Origin of the sequence: Streptomyces sp. NPDC088124 (genome assembly GCF_040685895.1) — a bacterium.
Lineage (GTDB): Bacteria > Actinomycetota > Actinomycetes > Streptomycetales > Streptomycetaceae > Streptomyces.
On sequence record NZ_JBFBJB010000094.1, the window covers coordinates 1 to 26029 of the forward strand.

Annotated in this window: 23 protein-coding genes; 16 read left to right on the forward strand and 7 right to left on the reverse strand. The window is 72.9% G+C overall.

Going from position 1 to position 26029, the window contains the following annotated elements; all coding sequences use genetic code 11:
- Positions 1 to 414 precede the first annotated feature (414 nt).
- Positions 415 to 1926 (forward strand): rhamnulokinase family protein, encoded by a 1512-nt coding sequence (locus tag AB0P17_RS41205; protein WP_365819892.1) that lies wholly within the window; start codon positions 415 to 417, stop codon positions 1924 to 1926.
- Between the two features lie 178 nt (positions 1927 to 2104).
- On the forward strand, positions 2105 to 3151 hold the full coding sequence (locus AB0P17_RS41210) for a LacI family DNA-binding transcriptional regulator (protein ID WP_365819933.1): 1047 nt from the start codon (positions 2105 to 2107) through the stop codon (positions 3149 to 3151).
- Positions 3152 to 3291: 140 nt separating this feature from the next.
- Here the strand turns inward: AB0P17_RS41210 and AB0P17_RS41215 are convergent, their stop codons facing one another.
- Positions 3292 to 3852: a GNAT family N-acetyltransferase gene (locus AB0P17_RS41215; RefSeq protein ID WP_365819894.1), complete on the reverse strand. Its 561-nt coding sequence runs from the start codon at positions 3850 to 3852 to the stop codon at positions 3292 to 3294.
- A gap of 192 nt (positions 3853 to 4044) precedes the next feature.
- Here AB0P17_RS41215 and AB0P17_RS41220 point away from each other — a divergent pair, with 192 nt between their 5' ends.
- Positions 4045 to 4791: a carbonic anhydrase gene (locus AB0P17_RS41220; protein WP_365819896.1), complete on the forward strand. Its 747-nt coding sequence runs from the start codon at positions 4045 to 4047 to the stop codon at positions 4789 to 4791.
- 215 nt (positions 4792 to 5006) lie between these two features.
- Entirely contained in the window at positions 5007 to 6014 is a 1008-nt protein-coding gene (locus AB0P17_RS41225; protein ID WP_365819898.1) for a fibronectin type III domain-containing protein, read from the forward strand.
- Positions 6015 to 6095: 81 nt separating this feature from the next.
- Here the strand turns inward: AB0P17_RS41225 and AB0P17_RS41230 are convergent, their stop codons facing one another.
- Complete coding sequence (locus tag AB0P17_RS41230) at positions 6096 to 7160, reverse strand: DUF6397 family protein (RefSeq protein WP_365819900.1); 1065 nt, start codon at positions 7158 to 7160, stop codon at positions 6096 to 6098.
- 108 nt (positions 7161 to 7268) lie between these two features.
- A complete protein-coding gene (locus tag AB0P17_RS41235) occupies positions 7269 to 7682 on the reverse strand; it encodes a roadblock/LC7 domain-containing protein (RefSeq protein WP_365819902.1) in 414 nt (137 codons plus the stop codon).
- Between the two features lie 158 nt (positions 7683 to 7840).
- Here AB0P17_RS41235 and AB0P17_RS41240 point away from each other — a divergent pair, with 158 nt between their 5' ends.
- The 4 genes from AB0P17_RS41240 (at position 7841) to AB0P17_RS41255 (ending at position 10434) form a co-directional block, all read left to right on the forward strand.
- The gene (locus AB0P17_RS41240; RefSeq protein WP_365819904.1) at positions 7841 to 8269 is read left to right on the forward strand and encodes a PPOX class F420-dependent oxidoreductase; all 429 of its coding nucleotides are present in this window, start codon (positions 7841 to 7843) and stop codon (positions 8267 to 8269) included.
- A gap of 42 nt (positions 8270 to 8311) precedes the next feature.
- Complete coding sequence (locus AB0P17_RS41245) at positions 8312 to 8911, forward strand: methyltransferase domain-containing protein (RefSeq protein WP_365819906.1); 600 nt, start codon at positions 8312 to 8314, stop codon at positions 8909 to 8911.
- Positions 8912 to 9097: 186 nt separating this feature from the next.
- Complete coding sequence (locus AB0P17_RS41250; RefSeq protein WP_365819908.1) at positions 9098 to 9388, forward strand: hypothetical protein; 291 nt, start codon at positions 9098 to 9100, stop codon at positions 9386 to 9388.
- Positions 9389 to 9519: 131 nt separating this feature from the next.
- Entirely contained in the window at positions 9520 to 10434 is a 915-nt protein-coding gene (locus AB0P17_RS41255; protein WP_365819910.1) for a hypothetical protein, read from the forward strand.
- A gap of 18 nt (positions 10435 to 10452) precedes the next feature.
- On the opposite strand, the gene AB0P17_RS41260 is transcribed toward AB0P17_RS41255, so the two are convergent.
- The 3 genes from AB0P17_RS41260 to AB0P17_RS41270 form a co-directional block, all read right to left on the reverse strand.
- Positions 10453 to 10923 carry a GNAT family N-acetyltransferase gene (locus AB0P17_RS41260; RefSeq protein ID WP_365819912.1) on the reverse strand — a complete coding sequence of 157 codons (471 nt, stop codon included), beginning with the start codon at positions 10921 to 10923 and terminating at the stop codon, positions 10453 to 10455.
- Positions 10924 to 11127: 204 nt separating this feature from the next.
- Positions 11128 to 11310: a hypothetical protein gene (locus AB0P17_RS41265; RefSeq protein ID WP_329822718.1), complete on the reverse strand. Its 183-nt coding sequence runs from the start codon at positions 11308 to 11310 to the stop codon at positions 11128 to 11130.
- A gap of 68 nt (positions 11311 to 11378) precedes the next feature.
- Positions 11379 to 12461 (reverse strand): acyl-CoA desaturase, encoded by a 1083-nt coding sequence (locus AB0P17_RS41270; RefSeq protein ID WP_365819915.1) that lies wholly within the window; start codon positions 12459 to 12461, stop codon positions 11379 to 11381.
- A gap of 414 nt (positions 12462 to 12875) precedes the next feature.
- Here AB0P17_RS41270 and AB0P17_RS41275 point away from each other — a divergent pair, with 414 nt between their 5' ends.
- The 7 genes from AB0P17_RS41275 (at position 12876) to AB0P17_RS41305 (ending at position 25133) form a co-directional block, all read left to right on the forward strand.
- On the forward strand, positions 12876 to 15899 hold the full coding sequence (locus tag AB0P17_RS41275; protein ID WP_365819917.1) for a DEAD/DEAH box helicase: 3024 nt from the start codon (positions 12876 to 12878) through the stop codon (positions 15897 to 15899).
- A complete protein-coding gene (locus AB0P17_RS41280; RefSeq protein WP_365819919.1) occupies positions 15896 to 17230 on the forward strand; it encodes an SWF or SNF family helicase in 1335 nt (444 codons plus the stop codon). The genes AB0P17_RS41275 and AB0P17_RS41280 overlap by 4 nt, the downstream gene beginning before the upstream one ends.
- Before the next feature lie 133 nt (positions 17231 to 17363).
- On the forward strand, positions 17364 to 18617 hold the full coding sequence (locus AB0P17_RS41285) for a GAF domain-containing protein (protein ID WP_365819921.1): 1254 nt from the start codon (positions 17364 to 17366) through the stop codon (positions 18615 to 18617).
- 252 nt (positions 18618 to 18869) lie between these two features.
- Complete coding sequence (locus AB0P17_RS41290) at positions 18870 to 20339, forward strand: aldehyde dehydrogenase family protein (protein ID WP_365819923.1); 1470 nt, start codon at positions 18870 to 18872, stop codon at positions 20337 to 20339.
- Complete coding sequence (locus tag AB0P17_RS41295; RefSeq protein WP_365819925.1) at positions 20327 to 21895, forward strand: amino acid permease; 1569 nt, start codon at positions 20327 to 20329, stop codon at positions 21893 to 21895. Before AB0P17_RS41290 ends, AB0P17_RS41295 begins: the two co-directional genes overlap by 13 nt.
- Before the next feature lie 38 nt (positions 21896 to 21933).
- Complete coding sequence (locus AB0P17_RS41300) at positions 21934 to 23511, forward strand: GMC family oxidoreductase N-terminal domain-containing protein (RefSeq protein ID WP_365819927.1); 1578 nt, start codon at positions 21934 to 21936, stop codon at positions 23509 to 23511.
- Between the two features lie 98 nt (positions 23512 to 23609).
- Complete coding sequence (locus tag AB0P17_RS41305) at positions 23610 to 25133, forward strand: aldehyde dehydrogenase family protein (RefSeq protein WP_365819929.1); 1524 nt, start codon at positions 23610 to 23612, stop codon at positions 25131 to 25133.
- A gap of 162 nt (positions 25134 to 25295) precedes the next feature.
- Here the strand turns inward: AB0P17_RS41305 and AB0P17_RS41310 are convergent, their stop codons facing one another.
- The gene (locus AB0P17_RS41310; protein ID WP_365819931.1) at positions 25296 to 25583 is read right to left on the reverse strand and encodes a hypothetical protein; all 288 of its coding nucleotides are present in this window, start codon (positions 25581 to 25583) and stop codon (positions 25296 to 25298) included.
- Positions 25584 to 25678: 95 nt separating this feature from the next.
- Between AB0P17_RS41310 and AB0P17_RS41315 the strand changes: the two genes are divergently transcribed.
- Positions 25679 to 26029 (forward strand): DUF664 domain-containing protein (locus AB0P17_RS41315; protein WP_365819935.1); only part of this gene is annotated, 351 nt, incomplete at its 3' end.

Below are 26029 nucleotides of genomic sequence, written 5' to 3' on the forward strand. Positions count from 1 at the left end.
GCTCGCTCCGTCTCGGCACATTGATTCGTCCTGTGGACGCCGAGCGCGATCGCAAGGCGGAGGATCGGCGCCCTCGATGGCCTGGCCGTACGTGGGCGACTCCGACAACGCAGCGAGCGTGCGTGCCAGGCGTCGCGAGCCAGGCGGGACTTTCGAAACACGCCCCAGGCCCTGCTTACGAGGTTCCCTGTTCGCCCCCACGGCACAGCACGCCGGCAGGGGCATCGGGAAGCCGCGCGGTCCCGGGGCCTGTCCCTGACGGCAGCCCCGGGCCCGCGCTTCCCGCCCCGCGGTCCGCGCTCCCCGCTCCCGACCCCGTTCCGCCCGCTCCCACCGTTCCGCCCCGTCCTTCCGCTCGCTGGTCTCCTTCGTCCTCGTTCGCCGGGGCCGGCCGTGTCATTCCCGAGGTCCGCCGTGTCACCCACCGAACCGCTTCCCTTCGCCGCCGTCGACCTCGGTGCCTCCAGCGGCCGTGTCATGGTCGGCCATGCCTCCGGCCGGGGCGCCGGCACCCTGCGTCTTGAGGAGGTCCACCGGTTCCCCAACCGTCCGGTGCGGATCTCCGGCACCCTGCACTGGGACATCCTGTCCCTGTACGCCGGAGTGCTGGACGGCCTCAGGGCCGCGGGGACGGCGGCGGGGCGGGCGCCCGCGAGCGTCGGCATCGACACCTGGGCCGTCGACTACGGGCTGCTCGACGCGTCCGGCGCGCTGCTCGGCAACCCCGTGCACTACCGGGACGCCCGTACCGAGGGCGAGGCCGGGAAGGTCGCCGCGGTGCTGCCGCCCGCCGAGCTGTACGGGGCGACGGGCCTGCAGTACCTGCCGTTCAACACCCTGTACCAGCTCACCGCGGCGCGAGGCAGTACGGCGCTGGCCGCCGCGGAACGGCTGCTGCTCATCCCCGACCTCATCGCCTACTGGCTCACCGGCGAGGCCGGTACGGAGCTGACCAACGCCTCCACGACACAGCTCATCGATCCCCGGACGCGGGACTGGGCCCGGTCCGTCGCCGAGCCGCTGGGGATCGACCTCGCCCTGTTCCCCGCCCTGCGGGCGCCCGGCACGCCGGCCGGGACGCTGCTGCCCGAGGTGCTGGCCGAGACCGGGCTGAGCGGTCCGGTACCGGTGACGGCCGTCGGCTCGCACGACACGGCGTCGGCCGTCGCGGCGGTGCCCGCCTCCGGCGACCGGTTCGCCTACGTCGCCACCGGCACCTGGTCGCTGGCCGGTCTGGAGCTGGACGCCCCCGTACTGACGGAGGAGAGCCGGCGGGCCAACTTCACCAATGAGCTGGGTGTGGACGGCACCGTCCGTTATCTGCGCAACATCATGGGGCTCTGGCTGCTCCAGGAGTGCCTGCGCACCTGGGAGGCCGAGGGCACCCCCCAGCGGCTGGACCGGCTGCTGGCCGAGGCGGCCGAGGTGCCGGGGCTGCGGTCGTTCGTCGACGCGGACGACCCGGCGTTCCTGGCGCCCGGGGAGATGCCTCGGCGGATCGCGGACGCCTGCCGCCGCATCGGCGTACCGGAGCCCGAGGGCCCGGCCGGGACGGCCCGGTGTGTGCTGGACTCGCTGGCGCTGGCGCACCGGCGCGCGATCGAGGACGCGCAGCGGCTGTCCGGCCGTTCCGTGGACACGGTGCACATCGTGGGCGGCGGGGCCCACAACACGCTGCTGTGCCGACTCACCGCGGACGCCTGCGGGCTGCCCGTCGTCGCGGGCCCCGCGGAAGCCGCGGCGCTCGGCAACGTACTGGTCCAGGCGCGCGCTGCGGGCGCCGTCGACGGCGGTCTTCCCGATCTGCGCGCGCTGCTGCGCGCGACGCTGGAGCCGCGCCGTCACGAGCCGTCCGCCGACCGGGCCGGCCGGTCGGCGTGGGACCGGGCCGCCGCGCTGATCGCGGACGCGGGGGCACGGCGCTGACGACGACAGACCCTGGGCCCCACGCGCCTCACGGGCGCGCCGTCTCGTCCAGCGCCGCCGCGGAGCGACGCGTTGGGCGATTCGGGTGTACGCGGCACGTAGCCGGGCTCCTGCCCCCCGATATGATGGTCCACCCGGTCAGGGGTATCAACGAAATGTGACAGAACGGGCAGGACGCGTGGCGCAGACGGTCGGCATCAAGGACGTGGCCCGGCTGGCCGGTGTCTCGGTCGGCACCGTCTCGAATGTGCTCAACCGTCCCGAGAAGGTGTCCGAACCCACCCGTGTACGGGTCCGGGCGGTCATAGACCAGCTCGGCTTCGTCCGCAGCGAGACGGCCCGGCAGCTCCGGGTGGGGACCAGCCGGATCCTGGCGATCCTCGTGCTCGACATGGCGAACCCGTTCTTCGTGGCCATCGCCAAGGGGGCCGAGCGCGCGGCACGCGAGACCGGCCTCGGGGTGATGCTCTGCAACAGCGCGGGCAGCACGGCCGAAGAGGCGGAGTACCTGTCGCTCTTCGCCGAACAGCGGGTGCGCGGTGTGCTGCTCACCCCGGCGGACGCGACGGGCCACAACGTACGGGAGTTCGCGCGCCGGGACATTCCGTTCGTCCATGTCGACCGGGCGGTACCCGCCTCCGAGGGGTGTTCCGTCTCGGTGGACGACGTGACGGGCGGCGCGCTCGCCGTGGGGCATCTGCTGGCCGCCGGCCATCGGTCCGTGACGTACATCAGCGGCCCGATGTCACTCCCCCAGTGCCGGGACCGGCGAACCGGCGCGCTGGCGGCCCTGCGTGAGGCCGGGCTGCCGGAAGAGGCGCTGCGCCATGTGGAGTCGGCTCGGCTGGACGTTGCCTCGGGCATCGACGCGGGGGCGCGGCTGCTGGGCCTCGCCGAGCGTCCGACGGCCGTGTTCTGCGCCAACGACCTGCTCGCGCTGGGCGTGCTCCAGGCCATGTACGGGGCCGGGGTGGACGTCCCCGGCGACGTGTCGATCGTCGGCTACGACGACATCGAGTTCGCCGCGGCGGCGGTCGTCCCGCTGACGTCGGTACGGCAGCCCGCGGACGCGATGGGGCGGGCGGCCGCGGAGATGCTGATGGACGAGACGGGGCCGGACGCGCAGCACCATACGCACCGCTCGGTCGTGCTCCAGCCCGAACTGGTGGTACGCAGCTCCACCCGCCGCCTGGAGAATGGGAAGCCGCCAGGCGGCGGCACGTAGCCACGGTCGCGGCGGGACCGGCGGCCCGCTTCTCCCGGACGCCGCCCCGGAGCACGGCCGTGCTCACGTTCCAGGGCGCCTGCCGTGCCGGTGTGCCGCGCGTTCCGACGGGCGGCACGGCAGGTGCCCGCACGCGCGGATCAGGGGTGACGCGACGCCGGACGCGTGGACCTGACCGGGGCCGCGTAGCAGTGGACGGTGACCGTCTGCTCCTGGCTCCAGCGCTGCTCGGCGATGTCCAACAGGGTCCATCCCAGGTGTTCGTAGAAGGCCACCGAGCCCGTGTCGGCGGCAACGACGTCCAGGACGGGGTGCAGTCCGCGTGCGCCGGCCTCCCGTAACGCCTGGGACATCAGGAGGGCTCCGATGCCGTGGCCTCGGGCGTCCGGAGAAACGAACAGACGGGTCACCACGGCGACTTCGCCGAGGGACGCGCCCGTGCGTTCGCCCCACAGCACGGGCGCCGCGTCCCCCTCGACGGGCGGGGAGAGCGCGAGATGGCCGACGATCCGACCGTCGAGTTCGGCCACCCAGGCGGCGAGCTGCTCGGGTGGTGCCAGCCAATCGGCGGGCAGCGCGGGCCAGTTCACCGGGTAGCCGTCGACCTTGTGCACCTCGGCGAGCACACTCACGCATTCGTCGAGGTCACCCACGTCGCGTCGCCGGACATCGCACATCGGGATGTCATCGGCCGCTGGCATAGTCTGTCGGTTCACCCGGACCATGGAACCACAGCCCGCCGCCGGAGCGCTCCGCGGCCACCCGACCGGGCGGTGAACGTGCAGGGTCCCCACGCCCAATCCCCTGTGTACACCGCGTGCTTGATTCAAGAATGCGTCAACAATTTCTCCGTGAAAAGCAATGGCCAAGGCTGTCACGGTTAGTCTCCGGCGGTGATATTGACCAAGCACCTCCAGAGACCGACCACCACTTCCCGCACACCACGCCGCACCGTGCTGCGCGCGGCTCTCGCGGGGAGCGCCGCCACCGCGAGTGTGGCCCTCACCGCACCCTCCGCCGTCGCCGCGCAGGCCGCCCACCCCACGCGCCGACGGCCCGCCACCGCCGACGAGGCACTGGCCGAACTCGCCGCGGGGAACCGGCGCTGGCGGACCTTCCGGCAGCAGCACCCGGACGAGACGCAGGCCGTGCGCACCGAACTCGTCTCGGGCCAGCACCCCTTCGCCCTCATCCTCGGCTGCATAGACTCGCGGGTCCCGCCCGAGCTGGTCTTCGACCAGGGCCTCGGTGACCTGATGACCGTACGCTCGGCCGGCGAGGTGCTGGACGAGGCCGTTCTCGGCAGCATCAGCTACGGCGTGCTCGAACTGGGCATCCCGCTGGTCCTGGTCCTCGGGCACCAGTCCTGCGGCGCCGTCGCCGCGGCGGTCGAGGCGGAGGAGACGGGCGAGGAACTCCCTGCCCACATCCAGTACCTGGCCGACCAGATCCGCCCCGCGATCGACCACACGCAGCACGGCACCGCGCGCGTCGATGCCACCGTGACCTCGAACGTGGAGATGGTCCGCGCCCGTCTCGCCGCCGAGCCCGACCTCGCGGCCAAGGTGGCCGAGGGCAAGCTGGCCGTCGTCGGCGCCCGGTACGAACTGAACACCCAGCTCGTCCGCCGCACCGGCTGATCCGGCCCCCGCGGAACCGGCACCCGCCGCCCACCCCGCCCCCGCCGGGGAAGGGCGGCGCCCGGAACTCCTTTCTCCCGCACGCCTTTCGCGTGCCCCCCGCTGCGACCGCTCCCGGCCTTCGGCCCTCTTCATGCGCCTCTCCCTCTTGATGTGAACCCGACACCTGTGTCATATATGTCTAGACCATTACCCCCAGGGTGAAGGACACGGCCATGACCAGGTTCCGCGCCGTCACCACGCTCGGCCTCGCGACCGCGACCCTCCTCGCGACGACCGCGTGCGGCGCGGACGACGAACGGGCGGCGGCGCCCGTGGCCCCCGCCGGCGTCACCGTCCAGGTCGGCAGCGCCACGTCCGCCCATGTCATGTGGCGCCCGGCCCCTTCGGGGGACGACGTCACCGGGTACGACGTCTACCGCGGCGGGAGGAAGGTCAAGGACGTCCCCGCCGGCACGAACATGACCGACGTCACCGGGCTCGCCCCGTCGAGCCGCCACACCTTCACCGTCCGCGCCAGGGGCGCCGACGGCACCGTCTCGCCGCACAGCGCGGCCGTGTCCGTCGACACGCCCGCGGCCGTCACCGAGGACCGGAATCCGCCCGCCCGCCCCGACGGGGTGCGGGGCGGGAGCGACGGCGCCCGCGCGGCCCGGATCGCCTGGGACCGGGCCCCGGACGGGCAGGGCGTCGTCTCGTACGACATCCACCAGGGCGGCTCCAGGATCCACAGCGTCGGAGCCGACGCGACCTCGGCCCGGATCACCCGGCTGCGGCCGGGCACCCACTACCGCTTCACCGTGGTCGCCCGGGACGCGGCGGACAACACCTCGCCCGCCAGCCGCACCGTCGAGATCACCACGCCGCACGGCCCGGGGGACGATCCCGACACCGCGCCGACCGGCCTGCGGGCCATGACGCGGGCCGCCGACGGCGGGTACTACATCGACCTGTCCTGGCTCGCGCCGCGGACCGGCGGCGAGGTGCCCGAGTACCAGATCCATCTGAACGGGAAGTTCGCGACGACGCTGGTCTGGGGCGCCGAGGCCCCCCGCGGCAGGGCGACCTACAGCGTCTACGCGGGCAGGACGGCGGGCGAGACCTTTCGGGTGAAACTCCGCGCGAAGCTGCCCGACGGAAACTGGGGTGCCTTTTCCCCGGAACGCGCTGTCGTCACGGCCCCGGCCGACCGGCCCACCACGGACCGTCACCCCCGTTCGTGAGCCGTACGGGTGGCCACGTGGCCGAACTCCCCGCCCCGTCCGGGTGATTCCGCCCCGTCCGCCCGCGTCCACCCGCCGCGCTCACTCCCCGCTCCCCTCGGGGACAGCGGGCGTCGGCGACCGGTCCCGCCCGAGCCGCAGCCGGGTCAGCAGGCCGCCGAGCGGACCGCCGAATGGCGGACCGACCCCTTCCGTACGCGTGGTGGACTCCTCGGCCCGTGGCGCCGGGCGCACCCGCCTCGCCTCCTCCAGGAAGGTCCCCAGACTGGTGCTGTGCCAGCGGATCTCCTCCGGGTGATCCGCCAGCAGGAGCCGCCCCACCGTCGACCGTGCCGCCTCGGATTCCGGAAACGCGCGGAAGAGGACCGGCGCCAGCCGGTTCAGATAGGCGCGTTCGTACACGTCGGGCACCAACTCGGCGAGATGGGCCGCGTCGAGCACACACCCCGCGATGGCCGCCCGCTCCCAGGGGTCCTCGCTCTCGTGCAGAAGATGGCCGATACGCCGGCCCCGCCAGTTGCGCGGACGCCGGTCGTCGCCCTCGTCCACCCCGGCGCAGAGCCCCCGCGGCAGCCGTCCGGTGCGCAGCCACGGCTCCCAGGAGGCGAACGACCCCAGATCATCGGCGAGATACAGCCACACCACCGTGCGGTAGCGGTTGAGGTAGAAGTGCACCGGTGCGATGAATCCCGCCTTGGCCAGCCGGGTGAACCGGCCCGGACTGACGGAAAGCAACGCGGCTCCGTCGGCCGTGCCCACGGTCCGTACCCGCTCGCGCAGCGAGTCCGGGAACCCGTCGAGCGCCCGCAGCCGCTCGATCTCCTCCCGCCTGACCTGCCGTCGGCCGCCCGCCTTCCCGGCCTCGGTGCGGATGTGTCCGAGCTGCGTCGCGAGCTCGAACTCTCCGCGCTTCAGCTCCAGTTCCCGCGCGGCCCGGATGAAACCGACCGCCCCGGCCCCGGTCTCCGCCGCCTCGGACTCGGCCCCGGCCCCGTCCCCGAGTCCCGCCCCGGCCCCGAGTCCCGCCCCGGCCCGGAATCCTGTCGCTCCCCCGGCCGTGGTCCGGACCGCGCCTCCGGTCCTCGCCGCGGCTCCGCCGCCGTCGTGTCCGGTCCGGACATGGGTCCGCGTCCCGCTGATGGACATGATCGTCCTCCCCGTGAGTGATGACTACTCTCGGTGACGACCGTAGCGCGTCGACGGCCCTTCCCGCCCAGCCTGTGGACAACTCCGGCAGCCGGTCGGAAAAGCTGGTCAGAGGCCGCTCAGCGTGGTGTGGTCGGGCTGTCTCGCCGCGACGCCCAGGTGCTCCCCGACCCGGTTGACGAGCAGGGTCATCTCGTAGGCGACCTGGCCCACATCCGCCTCGGCCGCGGTCAGCACACAGAGGCAACTGCCGTCGCCCGCCGCGGTGACGAAGAGCAAGGCCTCGTCGAACTCGACCATGGTCTGCCGCGCCCTGCCCGCCCGGAAGTGGCGTCCCGACCCCCGCGCGAGACTGTGCAGCCCCGAGGAGACCGCGGCGAGGTGTTCCGCGTCCTCGCGCTCCAGTCCCGTACTGGCCCCCGTCACCAGACCGTCGTTCGAGAGCACCAGCGCGTGCTTGATGTGCTCGACCCGTTCGGTCAGGTCGTCCAGCAACCAGTCAAGTCCCTTTTCAAGTGGCATTGCCGTCCCTCCCCGTGCAGATGTTCCCCATGTCCCCCCGCCGCCCGTAGCCTTCCGCACCGGCCGCCTCCGGGCAAGCGGAGGCCGGGACAAGCCGGGACAACAAGGCGTCGGTGCGTCACATCGCGCCGCATCACCCCGCGCAGGAAGATATGGCCATGGCGACAAACATGAGCAAGGACGAGTGGCACGCCTTCGTCTCCGAGGGCACACGCACCGGCAAGCTGTCCACCGTACGGGCCGACGGATCCCCGCACATCGCACCGGTCTGGTTCGTCCTCGACGGGGACGAGCTGGTCTTCAACACGGGCAAGGAGACCGTGAAGGGCCGCAATCTGCGGCGGGACGGGCGCCTCGCGCTCTGCGTGGACGACGAACGGCCGCCGTTCGGCTTCGTGACGGTCCAGGGCCGCGCCGAACTGGACGAGGATCCCGGGCGGCTGCTCCACTGGGCGACGCGCATCGCCGCGCGTTACATGGGCGAGGAGCGCGCCGAGGAGTTCGGCAGGCGCAACGGCGTACCGGGCGAACTACTGGTCCGCGTACGGGTCGAGAAGGCCGTGGCGTACGCCGGCCTCACGGACTGAACCGCCGGCCCACACGGCGCGGCACTGGGGGATCATGGCGCCATGGCCCATGACCACACACATGTACGGGAATTCTTCGGCGCGCGGGCGGCTGCGTGGGACGCCCGCTTCCCCGACGACGGCCCCGCCTACACGGCCGCCGTCGCGGCACTCGGACTGCGCCCCGGCGACACGGTCCTGGACGCCGGGTGCGGAACGGGGCGGGCGCTGCCGCCCCTGCGGGACGCCGTGGGCGGGACCGGCACGGTGCTGGGCGCCGATCTGACGCCGGAGATGCTGGCGGCGGCCGCTCGGGCCGGGCGGCACCGCGCCGGACAGCTCCTGCTCACCGATGTGGCGCGGCTGCCGGTGCGCTCGCGGGCGCTGGACGCGGTGTTCGGCGCGGGCCTGATCGCGCATCTGCCCCGGCCGCAGGAGAATCTGCGGGAGCTGGCCCGGGCGGTGCGGCCCGGCGGCAGGCTGGCGCTGTTCCACCCCATCGGCCGGGCCCCGCTCGCCGCCCGGCAGGGCCGCCGGATCACCGAGGACGACCTGCGTGCCGAGCACCGGCTGCGCCCCCTGCTGGCCGGTTCCGGCTGGCGTATGGAGTCGTACACGGACGAGGACACGCGTTTCCTGGCGCTGGCGGTACGCACCGGCTGACGGGCCCGGGCGGACCCGGGCGCGCGTTTTACACGGGCCCGGGCGCGCGTACACGGGCCCGGGCGCCGGAGCCCCGCGCCCGGCGCAGGGCCTCTTCTGCCCAGGCCCGCGCGACCGTACGTTGGAAGGGTGGCCCGCTCAGCCGTGCGGTCCGCACCGTGCCAGGCAGCAGGGAAGGTGGACCCGATGTTCAGCAGACTGCGCAGAATCCTCGTGTCGGACGGTGTCGCCGCACCGGCCGTGAACCGTCCCCGGCCGCGGCAGCACAACCTTTTCGAGGCCGCCGCCACCTATGTCTCCGCGTGCGCGGAGGACGACCAGCAGCAGATCGACGAGGCGGCGGGCTGGGTCTCGCCCGAGGCTCTCTCCTTCGGTGTCAACGAGCTGGCCTGCCGGGCGGTGATCGCGCTGGCCCGCGAGCGGGACGAGTCGCCGCGGGCCGTGGCCCGTAGCCTGCTGGGCCTGCCTGCCGCGTAAGGATCGTTCAAGGCCTGCGTAAGGCTCGCTTGAGGACCGTGTCGTCCTGCCTCTCGACGCCCGGGTTACCGACTGGTTAGGGTGCGCCGACAGGCCGCCTGGGCGGCAGGCCGTCGGGATGAGGAGGTGCCGTGGTCGCGACGGACGACCCCGTGGAGGACGACGCGCTGTTCGTGCTGACCGCCGCGCTGCTGACCCCCGCGCGGTTTCCGGCGGTGCTGGGCGACGACTACGCGCAGGCGTGCGCCGCGCTCGGACTGGAGCCGTACCCCGGCGGGTACGGCCTGGTCATGGGGCAGGACGGCGCGGGCGCCCGGTGGACGGTGGTGGTGGACGACGTCTCGCTGGTCGCCGTCGCGATCGCGTCCTGGGACTGCGGGATGGCCTACGACCTGTCGCCGGACGAACGTACCGTCGTCTCCGCGCTGCCCGGCTGGCCCATGGCCCTGGCCGTCTCGGCACCGGGCGTGCCCGCCCCGCACGACCCGGAACCGGAAGCCGCCGAGGACTCCGGGGCCGGGGCGAGCGCCGTACGGCTGCCTCTCTCGCCGCCCGACACCACGGCGTGGGGCCCCGCGCAGCGGCGCCTCGGGGCGGACGAGGTCGCGCTCCAATGGGCCTCGTGGCGGGAACAGTTCGAGGACGCCGGGAACGCCGAGGAACCTGCCGATCCCACCGGCGGCGCCGCCCCCGCGGCCGGTGAGGCACCCGAGGCGGCCGAAAGCCCCGAGGCGGCCACGGCCCCCGGAAGCGGCGATACGCCGACGCTCTCGCATCCGGGGGTGGTGCGTGCCCTGGCGGAGCTGCGCGCCTACGTGGACGCCGGTACGGCGCCGCCGCTCGGCCGGGTCCGGTCCGGTTTCGCTCCCGACGAGGCGCGGACGCTGCGCGCCGACGGCCCCGGCTGGTCCTTCGTGGCCAGGACCGACGACATGGCGTTCGTGCTGCTGGACGAGGAGCCGGGCGAGGTGCTGCCGGTCGGGCGCGGCTCCGAACTGCCGGGGCTGCTCACCGCGCTCGACGGGATCGCCGTACGCCCGGCCTGAGGCCGGTGCGGCGGCGGGTCACAGGGGCTTCTGGAGGAACCGGCTGTCCGGATGGTGGCGGTAGACGCCGAAGCCCGTGGTCGGCACGTAGCCGCTCGACAAGTAGAGCCCGACGGCCTCGGGGAGCACGTCGCCGGTCTCCAGGACCATCCGCACCCGGCCCGCGGCCCGCGCGCTCCCCTCCAGCTCGGTCAGGATCCGTCGGGCCAGCCCGCGCCCGCGCGCCTCGGGGACGACGAACATCCGCTTCACCTCCGCGTCCCCGCCCTCGTACCCCTCGGCCGCGGCGTCCTGGGACCGCCAGCCCCCGGAACCGACGGGCGAGCCGTCCCGGTATGCGACGAGGAACAGGCCCAGCGGCGGGTCGAAGTACGACGGGTGCAGCAGCGTCGTGTCGTCGTGGCCGAAGCGCTCGCGGTACTCCGCCTGCACCTGGTCGCTGAGCTTGACGGCGTCGGGGTGGTCGAAGGCCACGGTGTTGATCTGCACAGCCGACGAGCCTAAGCGGTCCGCCGACGGAACCGGAAACGCGTACGCGGATCGGGCTCGTGAGCAGCGACCGGGAGCGGGCGCCCACGCGCGGCACCCGCACGGGCACCGTGTACGGGCGCCTTGCACGGGCACCCTGCGTGCGGGAGCCGGACCGGCGTGCTCCGGCTCCCGGCCCCCGCCGTACGCACTACGGCCCGCCGCTCAGCGGCCCAGCTCCTTGCGGCTGATCCTGCGCAGCCTGCGGCGCTGCGACGGGTCCAGCATCAGATACGCGGCTGTCGGCACACCTATCACCACCAGCAGCGAGAACCAGAATCCGATCAACGGCATCAGAAGAAGGCCAACGGCCACTCCCCCAATGGCGATCTTCGCGCTTGTCGACATCTCGACGCCTCCTTCGCGGCGTGGCCGCTCTCTGCTCATTGAACGCACGCGGTCTTCCGCCAGTTCCACTATGCGCCCGCGCGCAGCGGTTCGCCGACGTCGTGCAGGTGGCCGAGCGCCTGGCGGTACGACTCGACCAGTCCGGTCTCGGTGTACGGGACCCTCAGCCTCCGGCAGTGCGCGCGCACCAGCGGCTGCGCCAGTCGCAGATGGGGGCGGGGCATGCTGGGGAAGAGGTGGTGTTCGATCTGGTAGTTCAGCCCGCCGAGGAACCAGTCCGTGACATGGCCGCCGCGGATGTTGCGCGAGGTGAGGACCTGGCGGCGCAGATGGCCCCAGTCCGCGCAGTTCTCCGGGTCCGGCATCTCCATGCCCTTGTGGTTGGGCGCGAAGGCCATCCCGAGGTGCAGCCCGAGGAGCATCTGGTTGATCACCGCGAAGACCACGGCCTGCCCGACGGTGAGCGTGGTCAGCAGCAGCGTGACGTAGCCGACGACATGGGCCAGGAGCAGCAGGCCCTCCGTCGCCCTGCGCCGGGCCGGCACGCGCTCCTTCCGCGAGAGGACGGCCTGGAAGCCGTAGACCTTGAGGGCGATGCCCTCAAGGGTGGTCAGGGGGAAGAACAGCCAGGCCTGGTGGCGGGTGAGCCAGCCGCGCAGCCCCGAGCGCCCCGCGGTCTGGTGCTGGGTGAAGACGAGGATGTCGGCGGCGACGTCCGGGTCCTTGTCGATGTGGTTGGGGTTGGCGTGGTGCCGGTTGTGTTTGTCGTTCCACCATTCCTGGCTCATACCGAGCAGGAGGTTGGCGTGCACGAGCTGGATGAGGCGGCTCCTCCGCCGGTCGGCGGTGATCTGCGAGTGCCCGGCGTCATGCGCGACGAACGCCATCCGCGCGGAGACGAGGGCCAGCGGCGGCGCCAGGAGCAGCGCCCACCAGGAGGGGCCGACGAGGACCAGTCCGGCGACGATCGCGGCCAGCAGGAGGAGGTTGACGGTGATTCCCCGGGCGTACCAGGCGGCGCGACGCTCCAGAAGCCCCTGTTCCCTCACCGTCCTCAGGAGGGGCGCGAAGTCACTGCCGCTCGCGCGGGGCGCGCGGGCGGTTATGGGCTCCGCGGCGGGGGCGGCGAGGGGTGCGGCGGCTCGGGGCATGTCGGTCTCCGGTCTGTCGGCCGAGATGGGCACGGGACGGGGCGGGGCAGGAACGGGGCAGGGACGTGATCGGGAGCAGGAGCAGCAACGGACGCGCGAGGGGGGACGGATGTGACAGCGGAGACGGAGGTGGAAGTGCGAGCGCCGTCGGAAGCGGAGGAGGCGGGTACCGAAGGGTTCGCGCGCACCGCGCTCGGCCTCATGAAACGTACGGCGCTGCGAGATACCCGGACCATGGCGCCACCCCCCGGAACGAGCCGGGGGTTTCCCGGGGCGGGGGTGGTGCTGAGTACACCCGGACCGCGCGCGGGGTGAGCCAGGTCATGGCCGTGACGGCGCCGCACGACGGCTCGGGTGGGGTACTCTCGGCGGCTCCGACCCGCAGTAGTCAAATTTGAGGAATGCGTCTTCGCTGTGCACAGGCTTCCCGCGGCAACGCTCTCCCGGACCACCGAACTCGCCCGCTGTTCCACCGTCTTCCTTCCCTCGGACCCGCCCAGGGCCGGCCGGATCGCCTACTGGCACGCCGACGGCACGGCGCCGTCGGCCGCTCCCGGCTCGCCGGAGGAACTGGCCGTCGTCGACGCCGGTGGCCGCCTCGTCACGGTCACGGCCCTGCTGGTGCCCCTCGCCGACGCGCTCCCCTCGCTGACCCGGTGCCGCACCGCGCCCGGCGTGTCGCCGTCGGCCGCGTTCTGGGGCTCGGCCGCCCTGCACGCCCTGCAACTCGTCGCCCGCGGGCTGCTGCTGCCCGGCCTCACCGCGTCGGACCACGACGGCTGGCGTGTCGGTCCGCTCACCGCTCCGGACCTGGAGCGGGTACGGGCGCTCGCGGCGACGATGCCGCCGACCGCGCACTCCGTCCCCCTGCGCTCCGTCCCCCCGCCCGCCGCGCCCGGCGCCGCCGCCTCCGGGGCCACCGCGCAGGAGCCCGGGACGCTTCTGCTCCCCGCCCGGGAAGGGCTGTTGAGGGACTTCCTGAACGCGGTCGCGGACACACTCCCGCGGACACCCGCCGCGCCCGTCGTCGCCGGAAGTGCCGCCTTCGCCGCATCCACCGACCCCGCGTCCGCGTCCGCCACGCCGGAACCGCTCCGCTTTCCCCAACTGCGCGGATGGGCCGCCGATGTGGCCGCCGGGCACGACGCGGGCGTACGGATCTCGCTCCGTGTGGAACTGTCCGGCCTGCCCGAACTCCCGGCCCCGGACGCTCCACCCGGTTCCGTCGGCCTCCCGCCCGCCGGCCCCGCCCCGGCCGCGGGGGCCGGGGCCGTCTTCCGCGCCGTGCTGCAGATGCACAGCGTCAGCGACCCCGCGGTCGTCGCCGACGCGGCCGAAGTGTGGTCCGGCGCCGCGGGTACGGGCTTCGCCCCACGCGCCCGGATGGACGCCCTGCTCACCCTGCGCCGCGCCGCCCGCGCCTGGCCGGCGCTCGCCCCGCTGCTCTCCGCCGCCGCGCCCGACGCGCTGGACCTCGCGGACGAGGAGGTCGCCGAGTTGCTGGGCGAGGCGTCGGGGGCGCTCGCCCAGGCCGGCGTCGAGGTGCACTGGCCCAGGGAACTGGCCCGGTCACTGACGGCGCGCGCCGTCATCGGACCGTACGACGGAACCAACGGAACAGACGGAACGAGCGGAACCGGCGGGCCGGGCCCGGACGGACGCGCGGGCGGCGCGCTGCCCTCTTTTCTCTCCGCCGACGCGCTGCTCTCCTTCGACTGGCACTTCGCGCTGGGCGATCAGCGGATCGACCGGGCCGATCTCGACCGCCTCGCCGAGGCGAGCCGCCCCCTCGTGCGGCTGCGCGACCAGTGGGTGCTCGTCGACCCGGCGGAGGTCAGGCGCGCCCGGGAGAGCCAGGACCGTAAGCTCACCCCGGTCGACGCGCTCGAAGCCGTCCTGACCGGCTCCACGGAGGTCGCGGGCCGCCGGGTCGAGGTGCGGGCGGCGGGATGGCTCGCCGCGCTCCGCGACCGGATCGCCGACCCGGCCGCGGCCGAGCCCGCGATCGGCCAGCCCGCGGCGCTCGCCGCGACCCTGCGCGACTACCAGGTGCGCGGGCTCGACTGGCTGCACCGGATGACCTCACTCGGTCTCGGCGGCTGTCTCGCCGACGACATGGGTCTCGGCAAGACCATCACGCTCATCGCCCTCCATCTGCACCGGGGGACCGACCCGTCGGCCGCCGGCCCCACCCTGGTCGTCTGTCCGGCCTCGCTGATGGGCAACTGGCAGCGGGAGATCGAGCGGTTCGCCCCCGGCACTCCCGTACGCCGCTTCCACGGCGCCGGCCGCGCGCTGGACGGCCTGGCGGACGGGGAGTTCGTCCTCACGACGTACGGCACGATGCGGCTGGACGCCGGGCTGCTCGCCGGGACGGACTGGGGGCTGGTCGTCGCCGACGAGGCACAGCACGTCAAGAACCCGTACTCGGCCACCGCCAAGCAGCTCCGCGTTCTCGGGGGACGGGCCAGGGTCGCGCTCTCCGGCACCCCCGTGGAGAACAACCTCTCCGAGCTGTGGGCGATCCTCGACTGGACGACCCCCGGACTCCTCGGCCGCCTCGGCACCTTCCGCACCCGCTACGCGCACTCGGTCGAGAGCGGCGACGACCCGGCCGCGGCCGAGCGGCTGGCGGCGCTGGTCCGCCCGTTCCTGCTGCGCCGCCGCAAGTCCGACCCGGGCATCGCGCCCGAGCTGCCGCCCAAGACCGAGACGGACCGGGCGGTCTCCCTGACAACGGAGCAGACCGGGCTGTACGAAGCGGTGGTACGGGAGACCCTCGCGGCGATCTCGGCGGCGGACGGCATGGAGCGGCGCGGAATGATCGTCACCCTGCTGACCTCGCTCAAACAGATCTGCAACCACCCCGCGCAGTATCTGAAGGAGGAACGGCCGCGCCTCGCGGACCGCTCCGGGAAGCTGGAGCTGCTGGACGAACTGCTCGACACGATCCTGGCGGAGGGCGCGAGCGTCCTGGTCTTCACCCAGTACGTGCGGATGGCGCGGCTGCTGGAATCCCATCTCGCGGCGCGCGGCGTGCCGACGCAGTTCCTGCACGGCGGAACTCCCGTCCCGGAGCGCGAGGCGATGGTGGACCGCTTCCAGAACGGCGAGGTACCGGTGTTCCTGCTGTCGCTGAAGGCGGCGGGCACCGGGCTCAACCTGACCCGCGCCGAACATGTCGTGCACTTCGACCGCTGGTGGAACCCGGCCGTCGAGGCGCAGGCGACGGACCGTGCCTACCGGATCGGCCAGCACCGGCCGGTACAGGTCCACCGGATGATCACCGAGGGCACGATCGAGGACCGCATCGCGGAGCTGCTCGCCCGCAAGCAGCGGCTGGCCGACGCGGTGCTGGGCGCCGGCGAGGCCGCGCTGACCGAACTGACCGACGCCGAACTGGCGGACCTGGTGGAGCTGCGAGGGAGCGCCCGATGAGCAACGGTACGGAACCGGACGGCACCGAGCGGACGTTCGCCGCGCTCCCACCGGCCCGTGGCCGCGGTTTCGCGGCCACGTGGTGGGGCCAGGCCTGGCTGAAGGCGCTGGAGGACACGGCGCTCGACGGCGAACAGCTCAAGAAGGGGCGGCGGACGGCCCGCGAGGGCGCGGTCGGCGCGGTCTCCGTACGGCCCGGCCGGATCACCGCGGTCGTCCAGGACCGGGACGGCACCGCGCTGCGCAGCGATGTCCTGCTGCAGCGGCTGAGCGACGAGGAGTGGGACCGCTTCCTGGACATGGCGGTCGACCGGGCCGGTCATATCGCGGCGCTGCTGGACCGGGAGATGCCGCCGCACCTGGTGGAGGACGCATCGGACGTCGGGATCGAGCTGCTGCCCGGTATCGGCGACCTGGACGCGGAGTGCGGCTGTGAGGCGTGGGACCACTGTCCGCACTCCGCGGCGCTCTGTTATCAGGTGGCGAGACTGCTGGACCAGGATCCGTTCCTGCTGTTGCTGATGCGCGGCAGGAGCGAGCGGGGGCTGCTGGACGAACTCCAGGTACGGAGTGCGGCGCGGGCCGCGCGGACGCGCCGGCGCGCCGAGGACGACGGTGCGGACGGGCCCGACGTTCCCGACGGCGTCTGCGCGGTCGCCGCCTTCGCCGCGGCCGGCCTCGTCCCTCCGCCGCCCGCTCCCCCGGAGCCGCCGGACGGGCCCGGGCGGCCGCCGGCGCTCGACACGGAGGACGCCCCGCCCGCCGGGATCGACGCCGGCGCGCTGGAGTTCCTGGCCGCCGACGCGGCGGCGCGCGCCCTGCGGCTGCTCGCCGGGGCGCTGGAGCCGGACCATCACCTCGCGCCGTACGAGGCGGAGCCGACCGCAGGCCAGGACGGGGTACGGCTCGCCGCCGCGAGCGGTGGCGACCGGTTCGCGGCGCGGCTGGCCACCGGCACCGGCCGGGCGCGGGCGGAGCTGGACCTCGCGGTACGGGCCTGGCGGTACGGCGGCGCCGCCGCCCTCGCCGTACTGGAGGAGGAGTGGACCCCGGAGCCCGAGGCGCTGGCGCGGGCCGTGGCGGCGCTCGACGCGGCGTGGGAGGACGGGGAGCGGCCGGGGCTGCGCTCCGTCGGCCACGGCCGGTGGACCGTGCCGGGCGCGGGGGTCCAGCTGCGGTACGGACGGGACGGGCGCTGGTGGCCGTACCGCAAGGAGCGGTCCCGCTGGGCGCCGGCGGGACCGGCGGACCACGATCCGGCGGCGGCGCTGGCGGAGGCGTTCGCACCGGAAGGTACCGCGCCACCGCCGTCCGGGCACCCGGGCGGCTGAGGCGAGGGCCACGCACGGACGAGGGGAACGCGGGCGCGGGCGGGGAACTCCCCGCCCGCGCAGGGCGCTTGCCGCACCGGGCCGCCGGGGCCACCATGGTCACGTCCGGTGGAATCCGACCGGGGAGGCCGCGATGTCCGACACCTGGGTGGCGCTGGAAGCCGGCGCCGACCCGGCCGAGCGCCGTGGCGCGCTGCGCAGGGCGTACGAGTCGTTCGCGACCGCGGGCCGGGTGGAGCGGCCCGTACGGTCCGTGGTGGCGGCCTCCTGGCGGCGGTCGGCGCGGGCCCGGGTCAGCCCGGAGGGCACGGCGGCCGTCGAACTGTCCGACGACGAGCTGGCCGCGTACCGGGACGGACATCCGCTCGCCCGGGTGATGCCGGTGATCCGCGAGTTGACGAGTGCGTACGCCCTGGACGGCGAGCATCTGATGGCGGTGTGCGACGCGCACGGCCGGCTGCTCTGGGTCGAGGGCCACTCGGTGACGCGGCGGCTGGCGGGCCGGATGAACTTCGTCCCCGGCGCGCGCTGGGCGGAGGCGGTGACCGGTACGAACGCCCCGGGCACGGCGCTCGCCGTCGACCGCCCGGTGCAGGTCTTCTCGGCCGAGCACTTCCGGCGTCCCGTGCACCCGTGGACCTGCGCGGCGGCGCCCGTCCACGACCCGTACAGCGGGCGGCTGCTGGGCGCGGTCGACATCACCGGCGGCGACCGGCTGGCCCATCCGCACAGCCTGGCGTTCGTCGGCGCGGTCGCGCGGGCCGCCGAGTCGCAGCTGGCGCTGGCCGCGCCGCCGCCCGCCGCCGACTCCGTACGGCTCTCCTCGCTGGGCCGGGACGAGGCGCTGCTCGTGGCGGGCGGCCGGAAGCTCCGGCTCAGCCGGCGGCACAGCGAGATCCTGACGCTCCTCGGGCACCGCCCGGAGGGCGTCGCCGGGGACGCGATGCTGCCGGAGCTGTACGAGGACGAGTCGGTCACCCCGGTCACCCTGCGCGCCGAACTCTCCCGGCTGCGCGCGCTGCTCGGCCCGGGGATGCTGCGCTCCCGCCCCTACCGGCTGGCGGCGCGGGTCGACGCGGACTTCGACACGGTGACCCGGCGGCTGGCCTCGGGGGCGGTGACCGCCGCGATGAGCGCGTACGCCGGGCCGCTGCTGCCCGCGTCACGGGCGCCCTCGGTCGTACGGCTGCGGGAGCGGCTGGCCGGCCAGGTGCGGGCCGCGCTGATCGCCCGCGGTGACCCGGGGCTGCTGGCGGACTGGGCGTACAGCCCCTGGGGCGAGGACGACCTGGCCGTATGGCGGGCGCTGGCCGCCGCGCTCCCCGTACCGCAACGCCCCGCGGCGCTGGCGCGCGTCCGCGAACTCGACGCGTGGCAGCGCGCTTGACGCGTCGACGGCGCGCCTGACGCGTGGCAGCGTGCCCGACCCGTCGACGGCGCGCCTGACGGGAGACACCTGGCCCCGGGGCTCCGTCACCGCGTCGGAGCCCCGGGGCCTGCCCGCCACCGCCACCGCCCTGCCGCGCCCGCAGGCGAAACCGGGCATATCTCCTTACTGTCGGTGGAGAGAGTCCCCCTGCGTGGCCGGCCGGACCCGCCGGACCACCCCGGGTACCTCACCGGAACCGGAGGAGCCCGCATGCCGGAGCTGTTCATCGGCGGCACCTGGACCGCGGCCGTCGGCGGGCAGGTACGGGAGATCCGCTGCCCCGCGGACGGCACTCTGGTCGGCACGGTCGACGAGGCCGGGCCGCCGGACACCGCAGCCGCCATCGCGGCCGCCCGGGACGCCTTCGACCGCGGCCCCTGGCCCGCCACCCCGGCCGCCGAGCGGGGCTCACTGCTGCTGCGCGTCGCGGATCTCCTCGAACGCGACAAGGCGGCGCTCGCCCGGGCCGAGTCCCTCGACACCGGGAAGCGGCTGGTGGAGAGCGCGTACGACATGGACGACATCGCCAAGTGCTTCCGCTACTTCGGCCATCTGACGGCCGCGGGCGGCACGGACCGGGTGGTGGACACCGGTGATCCGGCGGTGGACAGCCGGGTGGTGCACGAGCCGGTCGGTGTGTGCGCGCTGATCACACCGTGGAACTATCCGCTGCTCCAGACCTCCTGGAAGGTCGCCCCCGCGCTCGGCGCCGGCAACACCTTCGTCCTCAAGCCCAGCGAACTGACCCCGCACACCGCCGTCCTGCTGATGCGGCTGCTGGCCGAGGCCGGGCTGCCCGGCGGGGTCGCCAACCTGGTCCTGGGCGCCGGACCGACCGCGGGCGGGCCGCTCAGCACGGATCCGCGGGTCGACATGGTGTCGTTCACCGGCGGCCTGGCGACCGGACGGCACATCATGGCCGCCGCGGCGGTGACCGTGAAGAAGATCGCCCTGGAGCTGGGCGGCAAGAACCCCAACATCGTCTTCGCCGACGCCGACTACGAGGCGGCCGTCGACTACGCGCTGACGGCGATCTTCCTCCACTCGGGCCAGGTCTGCTCGGCGGGGGCACGGCTGCTGGTCCAGGAGGAGCTGCACGACAGGTTCGTGACGGACCTGGTGGAGCGGGCCCGGGCGATCCCGATGGGCGGCCCGTTCGACGAGCACGCCCGTACGGGACCCCTGATCTCCGCCGCGCACCGCGCCAAGGTCGAGGCGTACGTGGCGGCCGGACTCGCCGACGGCGCGGTGCTGCGCTGCGGCGGCGCCCGCCCCGACGACCCGGCGCTGCGCGACGGCTTCTACTACCTGCCGACCGTGCTGGACGAGTGCGCGCCGGGCATGTCGGTGGTCCGCGACGAGTCGTTCGGTCCCGTGCTCACCGTCGAGCGGTTCCGTGACGAGGAGGAGGCGGTCGCGCTCGCCAACGACACGGTGTACGGGCTGGCCGGCGCGGTCTGGTCGCAGGACGTGGGCCGGGCGCACCGGGTGGCGTCGCGGCTGCGCGCCGGCACCGTATGGATCAACGACTTCCAGCCGTACGTGCCGCAGGCGGAGTGGGGCGGTATGAAGCAGTCCGGCTTCGGCCGTGAGCTGGGCCCGGCGGGGCTGGCCGAGTACCAGGAGGCCAAGCACGTCTGGCGCAATCTCTCCCCGAAGCCCCTGGGATGGTTCGAATGAGCGACGGGCCGGGACAGGAGCCGGCGGATCCCGCGCCCGGGGCCCGTACGGCCGACGAGATCCAGAGTCAGGACGACGACGACTCGCTCAAGGCGTTCGGCTACCGGCCGGAACTGAAGCGCACACTGGGCAACTTCCACACCTTCGCGGCCGGGATCAGCTACATCTCGATCCTGACGGGAACGTTCCAGCTCTTCTACTTCGGGGTCAAGTTCGCCGGCCCCGGCTACTGGTGGTCGTGGCCGATGGTCTTCCTCGGCCAGCTCATGGTGGCGCTGTGCTTCTGCGAGCTGGCCGCCCGCTACCCCGTGGCGGGTTCGGTCTACAACTGGTCGAAGAAGCTCGGCGGCCCGCATCTGGGCTGGCTGGGCGGGTGGATGATGACGACGGCCACGATGGTCTCGCTCGCCGCGGTGGCCCTCGCGTACCAGATCACACTGCCGCAGATCTCCAGTGTGTTCCAGGTCGTCGGCAACGGCACCGGGCCGACCGACGCGGCGGCCAACGCCGTGCTGCTCGGCACCGTCCTGATCGCCTTCACCACCCTCGTCAACGCCTTCGGTGTCAAGCTGATGGCGCAGATCAACTCGGCCGGGGTGATGATCGAGCTGATCGCCGCCATCGTCCTCATCGGCCTGCTGGCGGCGCACATCACCCGGGGCCCCGGCGTGATCGTGCGGACCGACAGCTACGGCGCGGGCGAGTCGCTCGGCTACCTCGGCGCCTTCCTGACCGCCTCGCTCGCCTCCGCGTATGTGATGTACGGATTCGACACGGCGTCGTCGCTGGGCGAGGAGTCGCTCAACCCCAGCCGCAACGCGCCGCGCGCGATCCTGCGGGCGCTGATCGCGTCGTTCCTCATCGGCGGGCTGATCCTGCTGTTCGCGCTGCTGTCCGTGCCGGATCTCCAGTCCCCGAGCCTGTCGGTGGACGGGCTGCAGTACGTGGTGCTCTCCACGCTCGGCCCCACCGTCGGGCAGATCGTGCTGTGGTGTGTGGTCGTCGCCATCACGGTGTGCGCGCTGGCGGTGCACGCGGCCGGTATCCGGCTGGCGTTCGCGATGGCCCGGGACAACGGTCTGCCGGCGTCCTCATGGATCGCCCGGGTCAGCCCCCGGTTCGGGACGCCGGTGGTGCCCGCCGTCTTCATCGGGATCGTCGCCGTCGTCATCCTGGTGGTCAACATCAATCAGCCGCAGATCTTCTCGGTGATCACCAGCATCGCGATCATCATGATCTACCTGGCCTATCTGATGGTCACCGCACCCATGCTGGTCAGCCGGGTGCGCGGGAGATGGCGGCCCGCCGCGGGCCACTTCTCGCTCGGCAGGCTCGGGCTGCCGGTCAATGTCCTCGCCGTGCTGTGGGGCGCCGCCATGTCGCTCAACCTGGCCTGGCCCCGGCCCGAGGTGTACAACGCGACCGGTCCGCACCACTGGTACCTGCAGTGGGGCGCGTTCCTCTTCGTCGGCATCGTCGCGATCGGCGGCTTCACCTACTACTGGTTCGTCCGGCGCAGGCACACCGGCGTACTCGAAGCACACCGGTCCCCCTGACCCGATGGCCCCTGTCCCTCCCCGAGCCTGGAGCAGCGATGTCCCCGGAGAACCCCGCGCACCCGTACGACTATGTGGTGGTCGGCGGCGGTACGGCGGGAGCCGTCGTCGCCGCCCGGCTGACCGAGGACCCGGATGTGACCGTCTGCGTCATCGAGGCCGGTCCCTCGGACGTCGGTGACGAGAGCGTCCTGCGGCTCGACCGGTGGATGGCGCTGCTGGGGTCCGGTTACGACTGGGACTATCCGGTCGAGCCGCAGGAGAACGGCAACAGCTTCCTGCGGCACGCCCGCGCCAAGGTCCTCGGCGGCTGCTCCTCGCACAACTCGTGCATCGCCTTCTGGGCGCCCGCCGAGGACCTCGACGAGTGGGGGGCGCTGGGGTGCACGGGATGGAGCGCCGCGGAGTGCTTCCCGCTGTACCGGCGGCTGGAGACCAACGACGCGCCCGGTGACCACCACGGCCGCTCGGGCCCGGTCACCATCCGCACCGTCCCGCCGGACGACCCGTGCGGCGGCGCCCTGCTGGAGGCGTGCGCGGCGGCGGGCATCCCCGTCACACCGTTCAACACGGGGAGCACGGTGGTACGCGGCGCGCACTGGTTCCAGATCAACGCGCGGGAGGACGGTACGCGGTCCTCGGCGTCGGTGTCGTATCTGCACCCCCTGATCGGCAGACGGCCGAACCTGGAGATCAGGACCGGGCTCACGGCCCGGCGGCTGACGTTCGGCGAGGACCGGCGGTGCACGGGCGTCGAGTACCTGGAGCCCGACACGGTCCACACGGGCGCGGCCACGGCGCGGCGCGAGGTGATCGTGTGCTGCGGGGCGATCGACTCGCCGAAGCTGCTGATGCTGTCAGGCATCGGCCCGGCGGGGCATCTGCGCGACACCGGCGTGGACGTACGGGTGGACTCCCCCGGTGTCGGCTCGCACCTCCAGGACCATCCGGAGGGCGTGATCATGTGGGAGGCGAAGCGGCCCATGGTCACCTCGTCCACCCAGTGGTGGGAGATCGGCATCTTCGCCGACACCGAACCGGGTCTCGACCGGCCCGACCTGATGTTCCACTACGGCTCCGTGCCGTTCGACATGAACACGTTCCGGCGCTCCTATCCGACCTCGGAGAACGCCTTCTGCCTCACCCCGAACGTGACCAGGGCGCGCTCCCGGGGCACGGTCCGCCTCCGTACCCGCGACTTCCGGGACAAGCCCGAGGTGGACCCGCGCTACTTCACGCACGAGCACGACATCCGAGTGATGACGCACGGGCTCCGCCTCGCCCGGGAGATCACCGCCCGGCCGCCGATGGCCGACTGGACCGGCGCCGAACTGGCGCCGGGGCCGGGCGCGCGCTCCGACGAGGAGTTGTTCGCGTACATCCGCGACACCCACAACACGGTCTACCACCCGGCGGGCACGGTCCGGATGGGCCCGCCGGGCGACCCGGAGTCGCCGCTCGATCCGTGGCTGCGGGTCAAGGGGGTGCGCGGGCTGCGGGTGGCGGACGCCTCCGTGATGCCCTTCCTCACGGCCGTCAATCCGTGTATCACCACGATGATGATCGGCGAGAAGTGTGCAGACATGATCAAGAGCGGCCAAACCGCCCCCGGCTGACCTCGGCTGCGGCAACCTGCTTGCAACGTACGAGTCCCTAGCGTGCGGCAGGGGCGCCGTCCAACGGCGGGCGGCGCCGGAGAACCGGGAGGCCACAGATGACCCGTTACGCAGCGCCCGGCACCGAGGGCGCCATCGTCTCGTACGAGTCCCGCTACGACCACTGGATCGGCGGCGCGTACGTCCCGCCGGCCCGCGGCCAGTACTTCGAGAACCCCAGCCCGGTCAACGGCCGCCCGTTCACCGAGATCGCCCGCGGCACCGCCGACGACGTGGAGCGCGCCCTGGACGCGGCGCACGGCGCGGCCCCCGGCTGGGCCAGGACCTCGGCGACGGAGCGGGCCGGCGTGCTGAACCGGATCGCCGACCGGATGGAGGCCCATCTGGAGGAGCTGGCGGTCGCGGAGAGCTGGGAGAACGGCAAGCCGGTACGGGAGACGCTCGCCGCGGACATCCCGCTCGCGATCGACCACTTCCGTTACTTCGCGGGGGCGTTGCGCGGCCAGGAGGGCACGCTCAGCGAACTCGACGGCGACACGGTCGCGTACCACTTCCACGAGCCGCTCGGTGTGGTGGCGCAGATCATCCCGTGGAACTTCCCGATCCTCATGGCGACGTGGAAGCTGGCACCGGCGCTGGCCGCGGGGAACGCCGTGGTGATCAAACCGGCCGAGCAGACCCCGGCCTCGATCCACCTCTGGATGAGCCTGGTCGCCGATCTGCTGCCGCCGGGTGTCGTCAACATCGTCAACGGCTTCGGGGCCGAGGCGGGCAAGCCGCTGGCGTCCAGCCCGCGCGTGGCGAAGGTCGCGTTCACCGGGGAGACCACGACGGGCCGGCTGATCATGCAGTACGCCTCGGAGAACATCAAGCCGGTCACCCTGGAGCTGGGCGGCAAGAGCCCGAACCTCTTCTTCGACGACGTCTGGGCCGCCGACGACGACTTCCGCGACAAGGCGCTGGAAGGCTTCACGATGTTCGCCCTGAACCAGGGCGAGGTGTGCACCTGCCCCTCGCGGGCCCTGATCCAGGACGGGCACTACAGCGAGTTCCTCGCAGCGGGAGTCGCCCGTACGGAGGCGATCGTGCCGGGCCACCCGCTGGACACGGACACGATGATCGGCGCCCAGGCCTCCAACGACCAGCTGGAGAAGATCCTCTCGTACCTGGACATCGGCCGCCAGGAGGGCGCGAAGGTCCTGACGGGCGGGGAACGGATCGAGTACGACGGCGAACTGGCCGGCGGCTACTACGTCCAGCCCACGATCTTCGAGGGCCACAACCGCATGCGGATCTTCCAGGAGGAGATCTTCGGCCCCGTCCTCGCGGTGACATCGTTCAGCGACTTCGACGACGCGATCAAAACGGCGAACGACACCCTGTACGGGCTCGGCGCGGGCGTCTGGACGCGCGACATGAACACGGCGTACCGCGCGGGCCGTTCGATCCAGGCGGGCCGCGTCTGGACGAACTGCTACCACGCCTATCCGGCCCACGCGGCCTTCGGCGGCTACAAGCAGTCGGGCATCGGCCGTGAGAACCACCGGATGATGCTGGACCACTACCAGCAGACGAAGAATCTTCTGGTGTCGTACTCGCCGAAGAAGCTGGGCTTCTTCTAGGCGCACGAAAGAAGGCGCCTGACCTGGTCTTTCACCCGTCAGGCGCCTTTCACTCAGCTTGCTCTCGGCCGAGCCCGGCTTGCGTGCTAACTCCCAGTTCCTCCCACACCTGTAGCGCTCCTGACCAGTACTTCCGGACCAGTCACGGACCAAACCCACGCTTCAGCCCTCGGTTGCTTCGCCTTGGCTGACACGCCCCCACTCCTGCATCGACTGCTCGATGAGGCGGTTCGCCTGTTCTCGAACGCCGTCAAGGAACTTGGCGTAGTGACGGAAGAGAACCTCGATGCTTTGGCCGGCGCGGCGGGCGCATTCGGCCGGGTCCACTCCGGAGTAGAGCCAGAACGAGATCCCCGCGTGCCGGAGATCGTAAGGTCGCTTAGGCCGACCGGCAATAGGCGCCTGGGAGGTGGCGGAGGCATCAGAACGGCCACGGGTCCACGTGATCATGGAGCTCTCTACGCTCAGTAATCACAAAGGACGGCTTGGTCGCGCTGCCATTTTGCCTGCTTGAACCCTCCCAGATGGCGGTGCAGGGTGGATCCATGACATGGACAGCGCCACCGGTCGAGCGCACCAAGCAGCTAGGCGGCCTGGGTACCGTAACTGAGCGTCAGATGTTGGAGGGCTGGCTGAGCTGGCACCGGGAAACGTTGCTGGCCAAGTGCGCCGGGCTTGAGCCGGCCCAATTGGCGCGGACGACCGTAGAGCCGTCGAACCTCACCCTCCTTGGCTTGGTCCGGCACATGGCGGAGGTAGAGCGATGGTGGTTCCGGCGAAGCTTCGCAGGTGAGGCTATCGGCGATGTCTTCACCGGCCCGTCAGATGGCAATGAGGGACTCGACGGAGTTCACGCAGCCGATGCGGAGAGAGACTTCGGATTGTTCCAGACCGAG

Bases quoted from the DNA above. Each gene is read 5' to 3' on its own strand.
- AB0P17_RS41270 (WP_365819915.1), bottom strand. From the start codon at position 12,461: ATGCCCCGAGCCGCCGCACCCCTCGCCGCCCCCGCCGCGGAGCCCATA.
- AB0P17_RS41235 (WP_365819902.1), bottom strand. From the start codon at position 7,682: ATGCCACTTGAAAAGGGACTTGACTGGTTGCTGGACGACCTGACCGAA.
- AB0P17_RS41295 (WP_365819925.1), top strand. From the start codon at position 20,327: ATGGTTCGAATGAGCGACGGGCCGGGACAGGAGCCGGCGGATCCCGCG.
- AB0P17_RS41245 (WP_365819906.1), top strand. From the start codon at position 8,312: ATGGCCCATGACCACACACATGTACGGGAATTCTTCGGCGCGCGGGCG.
- AB0P17_RS41225 (WP_365819898.1), top strand. From the start codon at position 5,007: ATGACCAGGTTCCGCGCCGTCACCACGCTCGGCCTCGCGACCGCGACC.
- AB0P17_RS41240 (WP_365819904.1), top strand. From the start codon at position 7,841: ATGGCGACAAACATGAGCAAGGACGAGTGGCACGCCTTCGTCTCCGAG.
- AB0P17_RS41290 (WP_365819923.1), top strand. From the start codon at position 18,870: ATGCCGGAGCTGTTCATCGGCGGCACCTGGACCGCGGCCGTCGGCGGG.
- AB0P17_RS41250 (WP_365819908.1), top strand. From the start codon at position 9,098: ATGTTCAGCAGACTGCGCAGAATCCTCGTGTCGGACGGTGTCGCCGCA.
- AB0P17_RS41265 (WP_329822718.1), bottom strand. From the start codon at position 11,310: ATGTCGACAAGCGCGAAGATCGCCATTGGGGGAGTGGCCGTTGGCCTT.
- AB0P17_RS41300 (WP_365819927.1), top strand. From the start codon at position 21,934: ATGTCCCCGGAGAACCCCGCGCACCCGTACGACTATGTGGTGGTCGGC.
- AB0P17_RS41230 (WP_365819900.1), bottom strand. From the start codon at position 7,160: ATGTCCATCAGCGGGACGCGGACCCATGTCCGGACCGGACACGACGGC.
- AB0P17_RS41310 (WP_365819931.1), bottom strand. From the start codon at position 25,583: ATGATCACGTGGACCCGTGGCCGTTCTGATGCCTCCGCCACCTCCCAG.
- AB0P17_RS41215 (WP_365819894.1), bottom strand. From the start codon at position 3,852: ATGCCAGCGGCCGATGACATCCCGATGTGCGATGTCCGGCGACGCGAC.
- AB0P17_RS41285 (WP_365819921.1), top strand. From the start codon at position 17,364: ATGTCCGACACCTGGGTGGCGCTGGAAGCCGGCGCCGACCCGGCCGAG.
- AB0P17_RS41280 (WP_365819919.1), top strand. From the start codon at position 15,896: ATGAGCAACGGTACGGAACCGGACGGCACCGAGCGGACGTTCGCCGCG.
- AB0P17_RS41305 (WP_365819929.1), top strand. From the start codon at position 23,610: ATGACCCGTTACGCAGCGCCCGGCACCGAGGGCGCCATCGTCTCGTAC.